This is a genomic window from Desulfitobacterium dehalogenans ATCC 51507 (assembly GCF_000243155.2).
GTDB lineage: Bacteria > Bacillota > Desulfitobacteriia > Desulfitobacteriales > Desulfitobacteriaceae > Desulfitobacterium > Desulfitobacterium dehalogenans.
This window is the reverse complement of the sequence record NC_018017.1, coordinates 1,954,931-1,971,107: the sequence shown is the minus strand read 5'-3', so window position 1 is coordinate 1,971,107 and position 16,177 is coordinate 1,954,931. Positions and strand designations below refer to the sequence as shown.

Below are 16,177 nucleotides of genomic sequence, written 5' to 3'. Positions count from 1 at the left end.
GCCGACTATTCCCTATGGGTCGATTTTGTCTCGGGATTACGTCTTAAGAACTTATACCCGATATAGAGAATAATAATCCAGATGGGTCCAATATACAGGGAATAAACCATATCAGGAATATAAGCCATCAGCACTACGACCATAGCCAAAAACGCCAGGGCAATATAGTTGGAAATAGGAAATAGAGGCATCTTAAAATGTAATTCATCCTCTCTCCCCTTTTCTGCTTCCACTTTCCTGAACTTAAGCTGCGTTACCAAAATCATGGCCCAGTTAAAGATACCGGCAATGGTCGCAATGGAAATGAGATAGAGAAAAACCTTCCCTGGAACAAGGAAATTGAGGATAACCGCTATTAAGGTTACGGCAGAAGAAGCAAATACCCCATTAATCGGTATTCCATTACGGCTTACTTTGGTCAAAAACTTTGGAGCATTCCCTTGCAGGGCTAATCCATGAAGCATACGTCCATTACTGTAAATTCCGCTGTTATACACTGAAAGAGCCGCTGTTAAAACGACAAAGTTTAAGATATGAGCCGCTGCGGGTATTCCAATTGCGGAAAAGATTTCGACGAAGGGACTTCCTGCCGTTCCGATTTGATTCCATGGGTAAAGAATCATGAGGATGGTCAAGGCACCAATATAGAAAATCAGAATCCGCCATACGACCTGGTTGATAGCCTTAGGAATGGAGCGCTTAGGATCGTCTGCTTCTGCTGCCGTAATCCCGATCAGCTCAACCCCACCGAAGGAAAACATCACAATCACCAAGGATAGGAGCAATCCCCATATTCCGTTGGGCAAAAAGCCTCCGTGTGCCCAGAGATTGCTGAATCCTACAGCGCCGTGAGTCCCTATTCCAAAAAAAATCATAACCAAACCAAAGGCAATCATCGCCAGAATGGCTACAACCTTAATCAAAGCGAACCAGAATTCGAATTCCCCGAAAGCCTCAACATTGATGAGGTTGATTAAGGTAATGATCACCAAGAAAGCCAAGGCCGTTACCCACTGAGGAACATTAGGATACCAAAAGTTGATATACACTCCCACAACCGTTAATTCAGCCATACTGACGGCTATGTAGTTAAACCAATAGTTCCACCCTGAAAAAAATCCCGGGAAATCACCCAGATACTTATAAGCAAAGTAGGAAAAGGCTCCAGCTACAGGCTGATCGACACACATCTCTCCTAATGCCCTGACAATAAAAAAGATAGCCGTACCGCCCATGAGGTAGGAGACGATAATCGCCGGACCAACCAATTGAATCGTTGTCGCCGAACCATAAAACAACCCTGTTCCAATCGCGCCACCCAGAGCGATCATCTGAATATGTCTGTTCTTGAGACCGCGGTGCAGTTCTACTCGATCATGATGATCTTTTTCTGAACTCATTTTACATCCCCTTTCTGAGACAGATGGACTTAAATCCAAGCTTAGATTAACCTTAATAGGCCTTTTAAATACACCTAAAGAGATGTAAATTCGGAAAATCGGTGAGGTATAGCAAAGGATAAACTCAGTTTTATAGTTTTTTAAATGAAGGCTCACAATTAAAATAGGCGGGAAGCCGCTTCAGAGCTTTCCCGCCTTAATTACTATGTTTTTTTATCATTTTATCACAAGAGAGGATCATTCCGTATTCTTCAACTACAAATGTTTGTATCTTTTCAAAACCATGCGAGAGATAAAAGCGAATTGCTCGTTTATTAGAAGACAATACTTCAAGGACACATGACTGACACCCCTGTTTAATCATCTCTTTCTCTATATTTTGATAGAATAGATGTCCAATGCCCCTACCAACATATTGCGGAAGTAAATAGAAGGCATGCCATTCTGCACATTTTCCTTCTTCGGTATTAATCGTACCAAAAACTGAACTTCCGATAATTATTTTATTATACGTTGCAATAATGCAAGTATCTCCATTACAAATACTATTTTGCAAAATCGGTGACCAATGATGCTTTGTGATAGAATTCAAATAAGCTGAATCCATCAAACCTTTGTATGCTGATGTATAGCTTATTGTTATCTGCTCACTTACTCTGTCAACTTCTTCTAATGAAAACCTGTGATAGTGTATATCCATTTTTTCCTCCACAAACGATAGAGCGTTTTTGTTCCTGATGTAGGATACGGCTTGGCTGGTTATTATTGACATAAAAAGCACTCTATTCCGAGTGCTTGTGTGTTATACCTGATGATTTCATTCGCGACCTTGATCGTGTTAATACTTTCCTTCCAAAATAGGAAATAGACCGCCCAAGCACAAAGGTTCGGTCTATTCCGTACTTTTTAAGCCGACCGCTCTTCAAGCGGCTGTTGCCGGGAGTCATGCTGCGAACATGGCTCCTGTTTATTTTAGTATACCACATATCGTCTGTAAATTTACGCTTGCTGATTAATTATAGGCAATATTTTGATAAGGTAAGATAAATTGTAAGATGGCAAAAGTGGAAACCTATTTATATTGAATTTCATCGATCTTATGGCTCTGCCTCTTTAAGAATTTGATAAAAGAACTGGTCATTGCTGTGGGAGTACCATCTACTTTTCGCATACATAAATAGATTGGTCTTGTTAACTGAATATTTTTAATCGAAACGACAGCAATTTTTTTTTGATGGAGTAATTCTTCAATAGCAATAGAAGGTGCTAACATTGTACCAAATCCTGCTGCAACTGCTTTTAATGATTCATTTAACCCGCTTAATTGCAGACCGATTGGTGGAAAAGGGCAATCATAAATTTTACAAAAAGCTTCTAACAAAGATCTTGTCGAACTCCCCTTCTCGCGTAAAACTATAGGTTCTTGAACGAATTGATGAATTGTAATTTCTTGGTAGGCAAAAGGATGATTAATAGGTACTATAAAACAATAGGACATGTCTAAAAAATGCTCGTAATGGATGTCGGGATGCCGTTGGCCTTCACTGACGATCACACCTATATCCACTTCGTAGTCTAATATTTGAGAAATGACATATTGTGTATTTCCTGTTTCTAAAGATATCCTGGAGAGTGGGTATTGTATTTTGTATTGAGCTAATAGAGATGGTAATAAATAGTAACTAGGTACATATGTAGCAGCAATTTTAAAGGATTGCATTTTATTATTTTTATGTTCTTTGATCTTATTTTCAATCGATTGCTTAAGTAAAAAAATTCTTCTTCCTTCATTATAAATAAACTCCCCATCCGGTGTTAATTGTACACCACGACCACTTGGCTCCAGTAACTTTAAATCCAATTCTTTTTCTAAATTACGAATTTGTATCGTAACAGCAGGCTGACTGATACACAATTGTTCTGCTGCCTTAGTAACACTTTGCAATGTGGCTACTTTTATAAAGATATTGAGTGCGTGCAAATTCAAAAGATATCCTCCTTTATATAAAATTAATTTATGAGTATCGAATAATTATATATTATACTAATGATTAACCTCTGCCTATTATGTATAGTAAGGAAGAGGTGTCATATGAAAGCGAGTTTAGTTTATAGCATTTTTTCTGTCTTATCATTTATTCTCTTTTACTCGTATGAACCATCTCATGTAATGAGTTTATTATTTATCATCGGTTTTTTAGCTTCCATTGTAGGAACATTATACGGCGGAGGTGGATTGATTACATTACCTGCAATGATGTTGTTAGGAATTCCTGTACAAATGAGTGTTGCTACAAATAAATTTTCTTCAGGATTAGCGGCTTTTGTAAACGTTATGACGCTGCTTTACCAAAGAAAAATTACACTACAGAATATATGGTGGTTATTATGTACTGCGTTCTGTGGTGGAGTATTTGGTGCTTTTGTGACGGTTAAACTTTCAACAGAAGTCATGAATGTTGTAGCATGTATCTTTCTTTTGTTTACTCTAGTCATAACAGTGAAAAGAAAAAAATTAGTAGCGTCTAAAATGCAAAATTCTACTTCCAAACGACAACTAACTATACTGCCATTATTAATAGGCATGTATGATGGTGGATTTGGTCCAGGTTCCTCTACCATGAGTATTCTGTATTTCTTAAAACGAGGGTTTTCATATTTGAAAGCAGCGGAATATACGAGAGTCTTGATATTTTCAAGTTGTAGCGGTGCCTTTATTTGGTTTTATCTGACGGGATTTATTAATTGGGGCTATGTATGGCCAATTACAATCGGATCTATTATTGGTTCTCAGTTGGGATTGAATCTGCTCCCCTATATTTCAGCGAAATATCTTGAACGATTGTTACCTATTATATTAGTTTTATTAATATTTCAAGTTTTGTGGAATAATTGACTCCTTTCGGATTTTGCCTTCCGACAGGTTTTGAAGAGATCGTCAATTACGATCGGATGGAATTTAGGAAATACACCAGAAAATCAGAGATGGATAAGATACTCAATAACCTCATTGGTATCTTAAAAGGAATAACAATAGATGGCATTGTTACTAAAGACGAGTTTAATGAGCTTGTTCATTGGTGTAACTTTTACCGCCAGTACGGGAGATTTCATCCTTTTAATGAGTTATTGCCGATAATCGATTCAGCACTTAACGACGGCATTCTCACACAAGATGAAATAGATGATATTTTTTGGTTGGCTTCCAAGCTGCAATCTTCGAGTGAATACTACGATGATTTAACATGCTCGCTTCAAACACTACACGGTATTTTACACGGCCTCCTAGCCGATAACCAGATAACTGATGCCGAGATTAGAAATCTCCGTGGTTGGATAGATGACCACGATTTTCTAAGCAAGTGCTATCCTTACGACGAAATCGATAGCTTGCTTACTTCTATTCTAGAAGATGGCGTCATTACTGATAACGAAAAGGACATGTTTAAATCTTTCATAGGTAATTTTATAGATACTTTGGTTTCCCTGAACGTTTGCAAAAATGAACTCCAAGAGTTAAGGCAAAAATACGATGTAAAAGGAATATGTGCTGTTTGTCCTGAAATCGTTTTGCCGAACTCAACTTTTTGTTTTACCGGAGTTTCCACAACAGCTTCCCGCAAGGGTTTACAGTCCTTAATTGTACTTGCAGACGGTATTTTCTCCATGAATGTTACTAAGTCCACTGATTATTTGATTATTGGCGCTGAAGGAAATCCCTGTTGGGCCTTTTCCTGTTATGGGAGAAAGGTGGAAGCTGCTGTTAACTTAAGAAAAGAAGGAAGAAAAATTACTATACTTCATGAAAATGATTTTTGGGATGAGTGTTTTCCCTACGCAAAGAATAAAGGGATACACTATGAATTGTATTTAAAATAGACTGACAAGAGAAAAATATAAGGACCAATAAAAAGTAACCCCAGGGACCACATCTCGGGGCGATTTTCTTTTCAACAAAAAATCCCAAACATCATTCTATTAAATTAGGGAAATACTCTTAGTGCTGCTAACTTTATTTAAAGGAGGGGTTTCTTTTGAGCAAAGATAAAGCAAGAAGAGAAGAATTAGCAAATAAATTTCCCGAAATGGATCAGAGATTTCAAGAAATAAAATCGGAGATAAATGAGCCACAAATTGAACGATTAGGGGAAACCCTAGAGGAACAAAGAAAGCGAGCCAAAAATCCTACTTAATTTGCCCCATTAAAAAAGGAGAACTGTGAAGCTCTCCTTTTTTACATCTTATACAAACCATTTGCACGTTTGCAGCTCAAACTTTAGTTCATATCGTGTTATCTGACCTGCTATCTCACTCCGACAGCTGTAGATTTTCATCCTGTTCGCAGCGAGCTTTTCCTCACTCGTCGAAAGAATTTGCTCTACGTCGAAGACCTGGTCCTTACCTGAATCTTGATGGAGTAGGATTTCTGTCCTTAAATTTAGCTATCATTTCGACCGGGGCCATGATGACTTTCAATATAATCACCTAAGATATATGTTCGTACATAGAACCTACGTTCCATAGTACCCTATATGAAACATGTATGCACAGGGAAGTTTTGGAAGAGTAAGATATAGCTTAAAAATGACAGCAGGGTTATATTTTATTTAATGTCAATATCTTCTTGATTACACTAGTCTTATTTGGTACACTACAAATGTTCAAGGGGAGTAGTTTTAAAATAGTGTCAACATTCTGGCTTAAGGCCTGGCACTATTTCGCTAGAAAGCGTAACGAGACTTTTGACGTATTACAATACGTCGAAAGTCTCTATTTTTTTATAAGGAGCATTCCTGTAGTAGTCAAAAATGATCTTTGTCAAAAAGAAGACCTCACGTTACAATTTGAAAGGACTGTTGGCCAACAGAATCCAATCAAAATAACGGAGGTCATCCCAAATGAATTTTACACAAAACGAGAAGCTAAAGCAACTATCCGAAAGAAGTATTGTGATCGGAGTGGACATCGCCAGCGAGCTTCATTACGCCAGGGCTTTCGACTGGCGAGGAGTCGAGCTAGGCAAAGTATTCAAGTTTGAAAACAGTGCTGAAGGATTCAAGGATTTCTACGCATGGATTGAACATTTAAAAAGGCAAGCACAAAAGGACTGTACAGTGGTAGGCGCAGAGCCAACCGGCCATTACTGGTTTGGCCTGGCATCCTACCTAAAAGAGCAAAGCATAAAGTTAGTCCTCGTCAACCCATTCCATGTAAAGCGTAGTAAGGAGCTTGATGACAACCACCCCAGCAAAACGGATGCAAAGGACCCCAAAACCATCGCTAAGCTGGTCATTGAGGGTAGATACAATGAACCCTATATACCGGAAGGGATCTATGCAGAACTGCGAATAGCGATGGTTTGCAGAATGCGCATCCAAAAGGAATTGAACAGTATAAAAAATCGCATTCAGCGGTGGCTGAAGATCTACTTTCCCGAGCATGAAACGGTATTTGGAAAGTTTGATGCCACAAGTAGCATGCTGGTATTGCAAGTTGCTCCGCTACCTAAGGACATTGAAAGGCTGGGAGTAGAAGGAATAAACCGAATTTGGAGAGACAACAAGTTGAGAGCAGTGGGAATGAAAAGGGCTAAGAGCCTGTATGAAGCTGCTCAGAAGAGCATTGGTTGCACCGAAGGAGAGTCTTGTTCCCGAATGGAAATTCAGCTATTACTCCAAGACTATCACACTAAAACGGCACAATATCAGGCAGTCACTGAAACCATTGATGGGTTGTGTTGTCAAATCCCCGAAGTAGCCAAGTTACTTGAAATTAAAGGTGTTGGCCTTGTTACTGTGGCAGGTTTTCTCTCCGAAGTTGGGGATATCAAGCGTTTTAATTCTCCAAAGCAAATTCAAAAACTTGCGGGCTTAGCCTTGCGAGAGAGTAGCTCGGGTAAGCACAAAGGACAGACCACGATCAGCAAGCGCGGCCGCGCACGACTAAGGGCGATTCTATTTCAGGCAGTAATGCCACTCGTCGCAAAAAACGCAGAGTTTGCAGAGATACACAACTACTATACGACCAGGAGTAAGAACCCTCTGAAGAAGAAACAATCGTTAATTGCCTTAAGCTGTAAACTGATTCGGGTGTTCTACGCCATATTAACAAAGGGTACAGACTATGACCCGAAGAAGCTCATTACAGACATACATCGCCCAGCTGAGTATTTAGCTGCGTAAGAGGAATAGTAGCGAAACCATAAGAAACAAACGATCTTTGGGTTAAAGCGTCACCCCAGAAGCGAACAATCTAGGTAACCTAGCAAGACAAAAGAGCTGGTAGTCAGTCGCATAGTTCACCATTAGAGCAAAGACTCGGTTGAGGAGCATAACTGACACCCAATCATGGATAGGTGGAACGAAGGAATTTAGGGCAGGTTTTAACCTTGACCCTGTTAGACATGGGAGGTTTACCACCGTGAGAATAATGGGTTTACAACGGCCAACATATGCCAAAAAAGCAGACGTTTGCTTTGCTATACCCAAATTCTCTGAATTAGGCATTCTATGCGAATTCTATCCGTGGTGAGCTAGTTTGTTTGGTAAGGAATTCTATGAAAAAGCGAGATATTCAAAGAAAATCAAAAAATATTATAGGGAGGATAACAATGGCTTTAATGTTGGCAGCACTGGTGCTTTCAGCAATATTAATCTATTTTAGTTGTGAATTATTCGTAAATGGAATCGAATGGGTGGGGTTAAGATTTAATATCTCAAAAAATGCTGTCGGTACTGTTTTAGCCGCATTTAGTACTGCTCTCCCTGAAAGTGTCGTCACCTTTATTGCAGTAGTTTTTGGAGCTAATGCAAGCCAAAAAGATGTCATAGCCCTATTCAGTTTGACCCAACACCCACTACACTATATGGACATGCCCCAGAATGTGTGACAATTCTAAAACAAGAAACCAGGCTTCGGCACCCCACTATAATTATATGCTATGTCCGAGAAAGTGTTACAAGCACCTGGCGTGGTCGAAACGCTCTCCGGAACGTCGCTTGATCCCGCTTTGAGCTAGTCATGCATGGCCGGCCTTGGACATAGATTTGTTACGGCTATACAAAGGAAGAAATGGATAGCGGTGACAGTGACGATTCATAATTGATTTAGACGATACTAAAAAAACCTCCTCCCCTTTTGTCTCTCTATTTCGTCAAAAAGGAAGGATATTCCTTATACTCCAAATATATTCCCAGATTCTTCCGCATCATCCTATCAGCCCACCCATGCTTCTTCTGTTCACGCGCAAGCAGCTCCGCCTCATCCCTGCACTTCTTTCCCGTCCACCGACTACAGTTAGCGCAATTCCCTTTTGCGCCCACTTCTACAGGCACATATAATCTACATCTGCACATTGCATCACCGCCTTGCATATTCCCATATTGTGGCAATTCCTTTAGATAAATCATAAGCTGTAGTATCTTCGGGTAAAGGAGGAATTCAAATGGCACTTGGTTTTGACGGAGGCTGTGAACGTCGTGAAGAGAGATTCGAAGGTATTGCAATCGTCGTTGTAATCATTCTTTTGCTCATTGCGTTGGGCATCGTATTCTAAGCATAAATAAATAAAATAATTGGAAGGAGGTCATGTCATGTACGGAATGGGTTCTTTCGGAATGGGTGGCGTATGTTGCCCTGGTGGCGGTATGGGCAGTTTTGTCGGCGTTGGGATCATTGCTATTGCAATTCTTATCCTGATTGCGTTAGGCGTAATCTTCTAAATCGATAAAAGAAAGGCCAGGCGAATTGCCCTGGCCTTTTTGTTGTCATATGCGGCTAGTATATATTTCACCTAGCCGCTTTAAATGGAAAAGAGGGAACACTAATACGTTTAGGATTAAGGTTAGCTAAGCGGACCTGATATAATCTATGCATGTTACGAGGACAAGGTGACACTTTTCCATGAAGAGTCTCTCCAAATAGTCTCACGCTATCATGCCGTAATGTACCGCAAACTTTTTTATAATCACCGCTTTTTTCTGGTAATAGATTGGCCTACTCATAAGTAGCTCTAACACGTCGAACAATGCTAAAAAAGGCCAACCCCAAAGGGCTGACCTTTTCTTAAATCAGATGTTCCAGTTTTGTTCCACCTAATTTTTATCATTTCGGATTTTGATAAAATAAAAAATCCCCGCAATGCTTGCAGGGATTGGTTTTTAGGTTGGTGCGAGTGGTCGGAATCGAACCGACACATCCGTAAAGATAACGGTTTTTGAGACCGTCGCGTCTGCCTGTTCCGCCACACTCGCATACTGCTTGAGCAGGTCACCTAGGCAACAGGTGACTTAGATATAATAGCATAAAGATTAAAAATGTGTCAAGCCTTCTCTTCAAATTCTCCATATTTCATAAGTTTTTCGTAGCGCATGGTTCTCAGTTCATCCGGAGAGACTTTGCGAAGGTCCAGGAGGGCTTGGGCAATGACCTTCTTCATTTCCTCGGCGGTCCGCTCCACGCTCCGATGAGCTCCTCCTAAGGGCTCCTTAATAATGCCGTCGGCGATTCCCAACTCAAATAGGTCTTGGGCTGTGAATTTCAGAGCGGATGCCGCTTCCTTGGCTTTGCCCGGATCCTTCCAGAGAATCGAGGCACAGCTTTCCGGGGCGATGACCGAGTAGAAGGAATTCTCCAGCAGCAAGACCGTATTCCCCACCCCTAAAGCCAGGGCTCCGCCGCTGCCTCCCTCTCCGATCACGGTGCAAATAATCGGAACGCTATAACCCGCCATGGCCTGTAAGCAACGGGCAATAGCTTCCCCTTGTCCCCGTTCCTCTGCTTCAAGGTCACAGGCAGCACCGGGAGTATCGATAAAGGTGAGGATCGGTCTGCGAAATTTTTCCGCTTGATCCATCAAGCGGAGAGCCTTCCGATATCCTTCCGGATGGGGCATACCAAAGTTTCTTTGAATATTCTCCTTAGTGCCCCTCCCTTTGATATGGGAAACCACCGTTACGGGAGTCCCCTCAAAGGTAGCGATACCGCCCACGATGGCCTTGTCATCGGCAAAGAGACGATCTCCTTTAAATTCCATGAAATCTTCAAAAAGTAAGGGGGCATAATCGTAGAAATTTGGCCGTTCCATATGACGGGCAATCTGAACCTTTTGCCAAGGTTCCAGGTTGCCGTAAATTTCTTTTCTTAATCGTACCAGTCTGCGCATGAGCTTGGAGATTTCCGGTGAGAGATTAATATCCTTCTCTTTGGAAAATTCCTGAAGCTCAGCGATCTTGTGTTCAAGCTCAAGGATTGGCTTTTCAAAATCAAAGTGTTGAGCCATCAAACTGCCCCTTCCTGATGATAACGCAGCAAACGCCCCAGAACCTTTCTCATCTCTTCCCGTTTTACCACACAATCAATCTGTCCGTGCATCTGATTAAATTCGGCAGTCTGAGCACCTTCCGGAAGTTCCTTACGCATGGTTTGCTTAATGACGCGGGGACCGGTAAAACCAATCAAAGCCCCCGGTTCAGCGATATGAATATCTCCTAAAGAAGCATAACTGGCTGTGACTCCCCCGAAAGTGGGGTCTGTCAGTACGGAAATGTAGAGCAGCCGCTCCTCAGCCAAGCGCCCTAAGGCCGCGCTGGTTTTGGCCATTTGGTATAAGGAGAGGATTCCCTCCTGCATGCGCGCTCCGCCGGAAGTGGAAAAAATAACCACTGGGCAACGCAATGCGATAGCCCGCTCAACTGCACGGGCAATCTTTTCCCCGGTCACAGAGCCCATACTACCCATCATGAAATTCCCCTCATTGAAGGCCAGTACCACCGGGATTCCTTCAATACTGGCTTGGCCAGTGAGTACGGATTCTGAAACATCGGATTTCTTATAAGCTTCCTCCAGCTTATCCTGGTAATCGGGAAACTCCAGAGGATTCGTCGTGTGAAGCTCCTTATCCCATTCTTCAAAGGTCCCGGGATCCACTAAATGTTCAAGTCTCTCCCGCGCCGGGATACGAAAATGATAGCCGCAGGATGTGCAGACCCGTTGGTTCTCCACCAGGTCCTTATTAAACAATACTTCGCCGCATTTTGGACACTTCACCCAGAGACCGTCAGGGAGCTCTTTACGAGGGGATTCATGTTCTATGAGAGGCTCAGCTAAATAAGTCCGCTCCCCTTCCAGCGGATTTTTAGAAGGGAGCGAACCTAGGGTCGCGTATTTTCGTTTTTTACGGAATATATCTTTTAGCATATCTAGCTCCCCATATAGCTAGTAATAATTTCATGAGCTTCTTCCGCCTCTGACTCGGGGACCAGGATCTCTACAGATGCGTGATCTCCCAGATGAGCTGAACCGATCGGTCGAAGCTGCACCAGCATTCCTTCTTCAGAAAGGGCTTTTTTATATTTCTCGGCAATTGCTTTATTAGGTGCAATATAAATAACGGTCCACATGGCAAATCCTCCTTGTTCAAAAAGAGAAACATACCCCTCGTTCTGTATGTCAAATACCATTATTATAGTTTAAAGACCAGATACTATTTTTCATAATAACACAGGAAAAAGCATCTTGCAAGAAAGCCTGTCCGCCTACGTAAGTCCCCGTATTGACGAGCATTTTAATCTCTGGGCAAGATACTGTACTCCATACCTGACCTTCATCATCAAAATTAATTTCTACTCATTTATCTCCATGTGATATTTCTCGTAGATAGCCTGCTCCACATGGGCCGGAACAAATTCACTGATGTTCCCCTTTAAGCTGGCGGCCCATTTGATGGAGCTTGAACTGATAAAAGAGAATTCACTCTGAGTCATAAGAAAAATAGTTTCAATATCTGAGGCAAGCTTTTTATTCATCAGGGCTAATTGGAATTCGTACTCAAAATCCTGCATGGCTCTTAAGCCCCGAATGATGGCATTAGCCCCGCATTGTCTGGCGAACTCCACAGTCAGCCCTTCAAAACCTTTGACTTTGACCTGACACAGCTCTTGAGCAGCAGTCTCCAAAAGCTGAATACGTTCTTCCAGGGAAAAAAGTGTGGTTTTATTGCTGTTCACAGCTACGGCAACGATGACTTCATCGAAAAATTCCGTTGCCCTTTTAAGTATATCCAAATGCCCATTAGTCACAGGATCGAATGTTCCTGGATAAATTGCTACTCGCACTTCCCCTGCTCCTTTTTCTATGGATTTTTACATGGTATGGACTTTCCATACGACATTGCTTTCCCCTAGTATGTTTGACAAGGCCTGAACCAATTCCTCTAAATCATTCACCCAAAGTTCCCGGTTCCCTTGAACCAGCTTTTTATCCTGCTCAAAAAAGAAGAGCACCGGATGGGTTCCCGAATAATGACGTAGTATCGGCAGAGTCTCTTCAAGAAGGGGGGTCCCTTCACAGGGAAATCTTAAGTAAAGTTTCCGGGAAGGCACTCCCTTGGAGTTTAAAGGCTTTTTCCCATATTCCTTATGTCCTGTGGGTTGTGCCCTCTCTGCTGCATTCTCCAAGTCCGTGATCCGCTCCGCAAAAATCTTGCGTTCATCATCCCGGATAGTGTATCTTCCCTCAACCACCACGACCTGATCCTCCGTCAACCGGGCACTTTGAGCAAAAATCCGTGGGAACACCAAAACTTCTATGGTTCCGGTTAAATCCTCCAGTACAAAGCTGGCCATCATTTCCCCCCGTTTGGTCACTGTGGTACGGTAGCCGGTGACGATTCCACCCAGGATGACCTTCTTTTCCTCATCTCCTTCGAGACAGCTCAAAATATCCTCTGAAGTAGCATTTCTCAATTTGGGAAGAAGGCTATCGAGAGGGTGACCGCTGAGATAAAGACCAAGATATTCCTTTTCCATGGTGAGGAGTTCTCGCGGAGAATACTCTTCGACATCAGGGAGGTCAATCCCTTCATCCAGGTCATCCCCAAAATCAAACAGGGAAAACTGGCCGCTTTCCTTGTCCCTCTGGCGCTGTTGAGCCATTTCCAGGACAGAATCCAGGGCTAAAAGCCCTTGAGCTCTTTTACACAGTGAGTTAAAGGCCCCGGCTTTCAGCAAGCTTTCCAGGACCCGCTTATTCAGAACCTTAGCATCCACGCGAATGCAGAAATCATAGAGAGATTCAAAAGGACCCTCCTGGCGGGCCTCAATAATCTTCTCCACCACATTGACACCCACATTGCGGATAGCCCCTAAGCCAAAGCGAATGCCTCGGCCCTCGATGCTGAAGCCCACCAGACTATGCTGAACATCCGGAGGGAGGATCTTGATCCCGCTTTGCCGGGCTTCATGAATATAAAAGGACACCTTGTCCGCCGAATTCATGACGGTGCTGATTAAAGCCGCATTAAATTCCAGAGGATAGTTGGCTTTAAGATAGGCTGTCTGATAAGCAATCACCGCATAGGCCGTGGCATGACCTTTATTAAAGCCATATTCGGCAAACTTAGCCATCAAATCAAAGATCTCCTCGGCTTCCTTTTCCGTAAGACCGAGTTTTAAGGCGCCGGGGATAATCTCTTCCCCGGTGGGGCTTTGCAAACCATAGATAAAGCTTTGCCGCTCTTCTTCCATGATCTCTTTTTTCTTTTTCCCCATCGCCCGCCTGAGCAAATCCGCTCGTCCCAGAGAATAACCTGCTAAATCCCGGGCAATCTGCATAACCTGCTCCTGGTAAACGATAACCCCATAGGTGCTTCTCAGGATGGGCTCCAGCAGGGGATGCAGGAAAGAGACGGCCCCGCCGTGCTTGCGGCGGATAAATTCAGGAATCTGCTCCATGGGGCCGGGACGGAATAAAGCCACCACCGCGATGATATCTTCAAAACAGGAAGGCTTCAGTTCCTTAAGGACATTGCGCATTCCCCCGCTTTCCAGTTGGAAAACCCCGGTGCTGTTGCCCAGGGAAAGCATATCGAAGGTGGCTTTATCATCCAGGGGCAGACTCTGCAGATCCAGGACTTCCCCCCGATTCCCCTGAATTTGCTTCAAAGCCTCCTGGATAATGGTCAGGTTGCGCAGCCCCAGGAAGTCCATTTTGAGAAGGCCCACTTCTTCCACCGTCTTCATGGGGAATTGGGTCATGGTGAAGCCCCCGTCGGAAGTCCTTTGCAAGGGGATATAGGTGTCCAGGGAATCCTTGGCGATCACCACACCTGCCGCATGGGTGGAAGCATGGCGGGGCATTCCCTCGATAGAACGGGCGATTTCATAGAGTTTTTTAATCTCCCCATCCTCTTCGGTGAGCTTCACCAGATCGGGGGAGACGGTCAGGGCTTTTTCCAAGGTCATCCCTAAATCGCTGGGGATGGCTTTAGCCACTTTGTCCACCCGGGCAAGGGGAATTCCCAGCACCCGACCGACATCACGAATCGCCGCTTTGGCTCCCATGGTTCCAAAAGTGATGATCTGGCAGACTTTGTCCGAGCCGTATTTCTCCGTGACATAGCTGATCACCCGCTCCCGGCCTTCCGGGTCAAAGTCTATATCAATATCCGGCATGCTTACCCGCTCCGGATTCAAAAACCGCTCAAAAAGCAAATCATGCTGCATGGGCTCTACAGTGGTAATTTCCATCAGATAAGCGACCATACTGGCGGCCGCCGAACCCCGGCCCGGTCCTACAGCGATACCATTCCCCCGGGCATACTGACAAAAGTCCGCCACGATCAGGAAATAACCGGAGAATCCCGTTTGAGAGATCACGTCCAGCTCATAGTCCAGCCGTTCCTTCTCTTCGGCTTTTTGGTTAGGGTAGAAAAGCGGAAAAGCTTCATAGCATTTTTTCCTCAGATAAGTATCCAGGGTATACCCTTCCGGAACCTCAAAGACCGGCAAATAATGGTCACCAAATTTGAAATCCACCTGACAGCGTTCCGCGATCCGGACCGTGTTCTCCAGAATCTCCGGATGCTCTCCGAAAAGCAGGCTCATCTCCGCTTCCGATTTCAAGAAAAACTCCTCACTGGAAAAGCTCATACGGCTGGAATCGGTGAGGTTCTTCCCGGTCTGAATGCAGATGAGCACATCCTGGATAAAGGCATCCTCTTTCCTGACGTAATGCACGTCGTTGGTGGCAACCATAGGAATTCCTGTTCGCCGCTGAACCTCAAACATTCCCGTATTAACCCGCTGCTGCTCCTCCAGCCCATGGTTTTGAACTTCCAAGTAGAAGTTCCCCTTGCCGAAGATCTCTTCATACTCCAGGGCACTCTGCACCGCTGTTTCCAGCTGATTATTCATGAGATACTCCGAGACTTCCCCCGCTAAACAAGCGCTTAAGGCAATGAGTCCCCGGCTATGCTTTCTTAAGATATCCTTGTCCACCCGGGGCTTATAGTAAAAGCCGTCCACATGAGCCGTGGACACAAGCTTAATGAGGTTTTTGTACCCTTCTTCATTTTCAGCCAGCAGCACCAGATGGCGGTTGTTATCATCCCGGCCCGGCACTCTCTCCGTCCGCCGATGAGGGGCCACATAGACTTCACAGCCGATGATGGGTTTAATACCGGCCTTCTTGCAGGCTTTGTAAAAATCAATAATTCCATACATGACGCCGTGATCGGTAATAGCCACTGCCGGCATCCCCAGCTCGACGGCCTTATTAACCAGTCTTTCAATCCGGGCCGCCCCGTCAAGAAGGCTGTATTCCGTATGGACGTGGAGGTGAACAAATCCCATATTTCAGGCCTCCTTTTCGTACTAGTGTGGTGACACGTTCACTTTCAGTCAAATAACGCAGGATGAATTTTCAGTCTGCAAGGCGGAGGAATGAGGCGCAGTGGTGCTACGCCGATTGACGACAACGCAGCAGATGGAAATTCAGAC

The 16,177-nt window shown here is 43.7% G+C and carries 14 protein-coding genes and 1 tRNA gene; 6 read left to right on the top strand and 9 right to left on the bottom strand.

Annotated features, from left to right (window positions below; genetic code table 11):
• Window positions 1-5: 5 nt before the first annotated feature.
• The 3 genes from DESDE_RS09465 to DESDE_RS09455 all read right to left on the bottom strand — a co-directional run bounded on the left by DESDE_RS09465 (window position 6) and on the right by DESDE_RS09455 (window position 3,387).
• The gene (locus tag DESDE_RS09465) at window positions 6-1,400 is read right to left on the bottom strand and encodes an amino acid permease (protein WP_014793817.1); all 1,395 of its coding nucleotides are present in this window, start codon (window positions 1,398-1,400) and stop codon (window positions 6-8) included.
• Between the two features lie 196 nt (window positions 1,401-1,596).
• Window positions 1,597-2,112: a GNAT family N-acetyltransferase gene (locus DESDE_RS09460; RefSeq protein ID WP_242831378.1), complete on the bottom strand. Its 516-nt coding sequence runs from the start codon at window positions 2,110-2,112 to the stop codon at window positions 1,597-1,599.
• Between the two features lie 360 nt (window positions 2,113-2,472).
• On the bottom strand, window positions 2,473-3,387 hold the full coding sequence (locus DESDE_RS09455; protein ID WP_014793815.1) for a LysR family transcriptional regulator: 915 nt from the start codon (window positions 3,385-3,387) through the stop codon (window positions 2,473-2,475).
• Window positions 3,388-3,492: 105 nt separating this feature from the next.
• Between DESDE_RS09455 and DESDE_RS09450 the strand changes: the two genes are divergently transcribed.
• From DESDE_RS09450 to DESDE_RS22750, 6 genes are all read left to right on the top strand, one after another.
• Window positions 3,493-4,296 (top strand): sulfite exporter TauE/SafE family protein, encoded by an 804-nt coding sequence (locus DESDE_RS09450; protein WP_014793814.1) that lies wholly within the window; start codon window positions 3,493-3,495, stop codon window positions 4,294-4,296.
• Between the two features lie 89 nt (window positions 4,297-4,385).
• Complete coding sequence (locus DESDE_RS09445) at window positions 4,386-5,279, top strand: BRCT domain-containing protein (protein WP_242831377.1); 894 nt, start codon at window positions 4,386-4,388, stop codon at window positions 5,277-5,279.
• A 155-nt stretch (window positions 5,280-5,434) separates the two neighbouring features.
• Window positions 5,435-5,593, top strand: a complete 159-nt coding sequence (locus tag DESDE_RS22040) for a hypothetical protein (protein ID WP_014793812.1) — start codon at window positions 5,435-5,437, stop codon at window positions 5,591-5,593.
• Between the two features lie 705 nt (window positions 5,594-6,298).
• Window positions 6,299-7,582: an IS110 family RNA-guided transposase gene (locus DESDE_RS09440; protein WP_014793811.1), complete on the top strand. Its 1,284-nt coding sequence runs from the start codon at window positions 6,299-6,301 to the stop codon at window positions 7,580-7,582.
• Between the two features lie 428 nt (window positions 7,583-8,010).
• Entirely contained in the window at window positions 8,011-8,289 is a 279-nt protein-coding gene (locus DESDE_RS09435) for a hypothetical protein (RefSeq protein WP_014793810.1), read from the top strand.
• 703 nt (window positions 8,290-8,992) lie between these two features.
• Window positions 8,993-9,121, top strand: a complete 129-nt coding sequence (locus tag DESDE_RS22750) for a hypothetical protein (protein ID WP_014793807.1) — start codon at window positions 8,993-8,995, stop codon at window positions 9,119-9,121.
• Window positions 9,122-9,565: 444 nt separating this feature from the next.
• On the opposite strand, the gene DESDE_RS09425 is transcribed toward DESDE_RS22750, so the two are convergent.
• The 6 genes from DESDE_RS09425 to DESDE_RS09400 form a co-directional block, all read right to left on the bottom strand.
• Window positions 9,566-9,652, bottom strand: a tRNA-Leu gene (locus DESDE_RS09425).
• 68 nt (window positions 9,653-9,720) lie between these two features.
• Window positions 9,721-10,680 (bottom strand): acetyl-CoA carboxylase carboxyltransferase subunit alpha, encoded by a 960-nt coding sequence (locus DESDE_RS09420; RefSeq protein ID WP_014793806.1) that lies wholly within the window; start codon window positions 10,678-10,680, stop codon window positions 9,721-9,723.
• Window positions 10,680-11,597, bottom strand: coding sequence for an acetyl-CoA carboxylase, carboxyltransferase subunit beta (gene accD / locus DESDE_RS09415; protein ID WP_014793805.1), 918 nt, complete (start codon window positions 11,595-11,597; stop codon window positions 10,680-10,682). The genes DESDE_RS09420 and accD overlap by 1 nt, the downstream gene beginning before the upstream one ends.
• 2 nt (window positions 11,598-11,599) lie before the next feature.
• Window positions 11,600-11,800 (bottom strand): putative signal transducing protein, encoded by a 201-nt coding sequence (locus tag DESDE_RS09410; RefSeq protein WP_011459626.1) that lies wholly within the window; start codon window positions 11,798-11,800, stop codon window positions 11,600-11,602.
• Window positions 11,801-12,022: 222 nt separating this feature from the next.
• Complete coding sequence (coaD, locus tag DESDE_RS09405; protein WP_014793804.1) at window positions 12,023-12,514, bottom strand: pantetheine-phosphate adenylyltransferase; 492 nt, start codon at window positions 12,512-12,514, stop codon at window positions 12,023-12,025.
• A 27-nt stretch (window positions 12,515-12,541) separates the two neighbouring features.
• Window positions 12,542-16,030 (bottom strand): DNA polymerase III subunit alpha, encoded by a 3,489-nt coding sequence (locus DESDE_RS09400; RefSeq protein ID WP_014793803.1) that lies wholly within the window; start codon window positions 16,028-16,030, stop codon window positions 12,542-12,544.
• Between the last annotated feature and the right edge of the window lie 147 nt (window positions 16,031-16,177).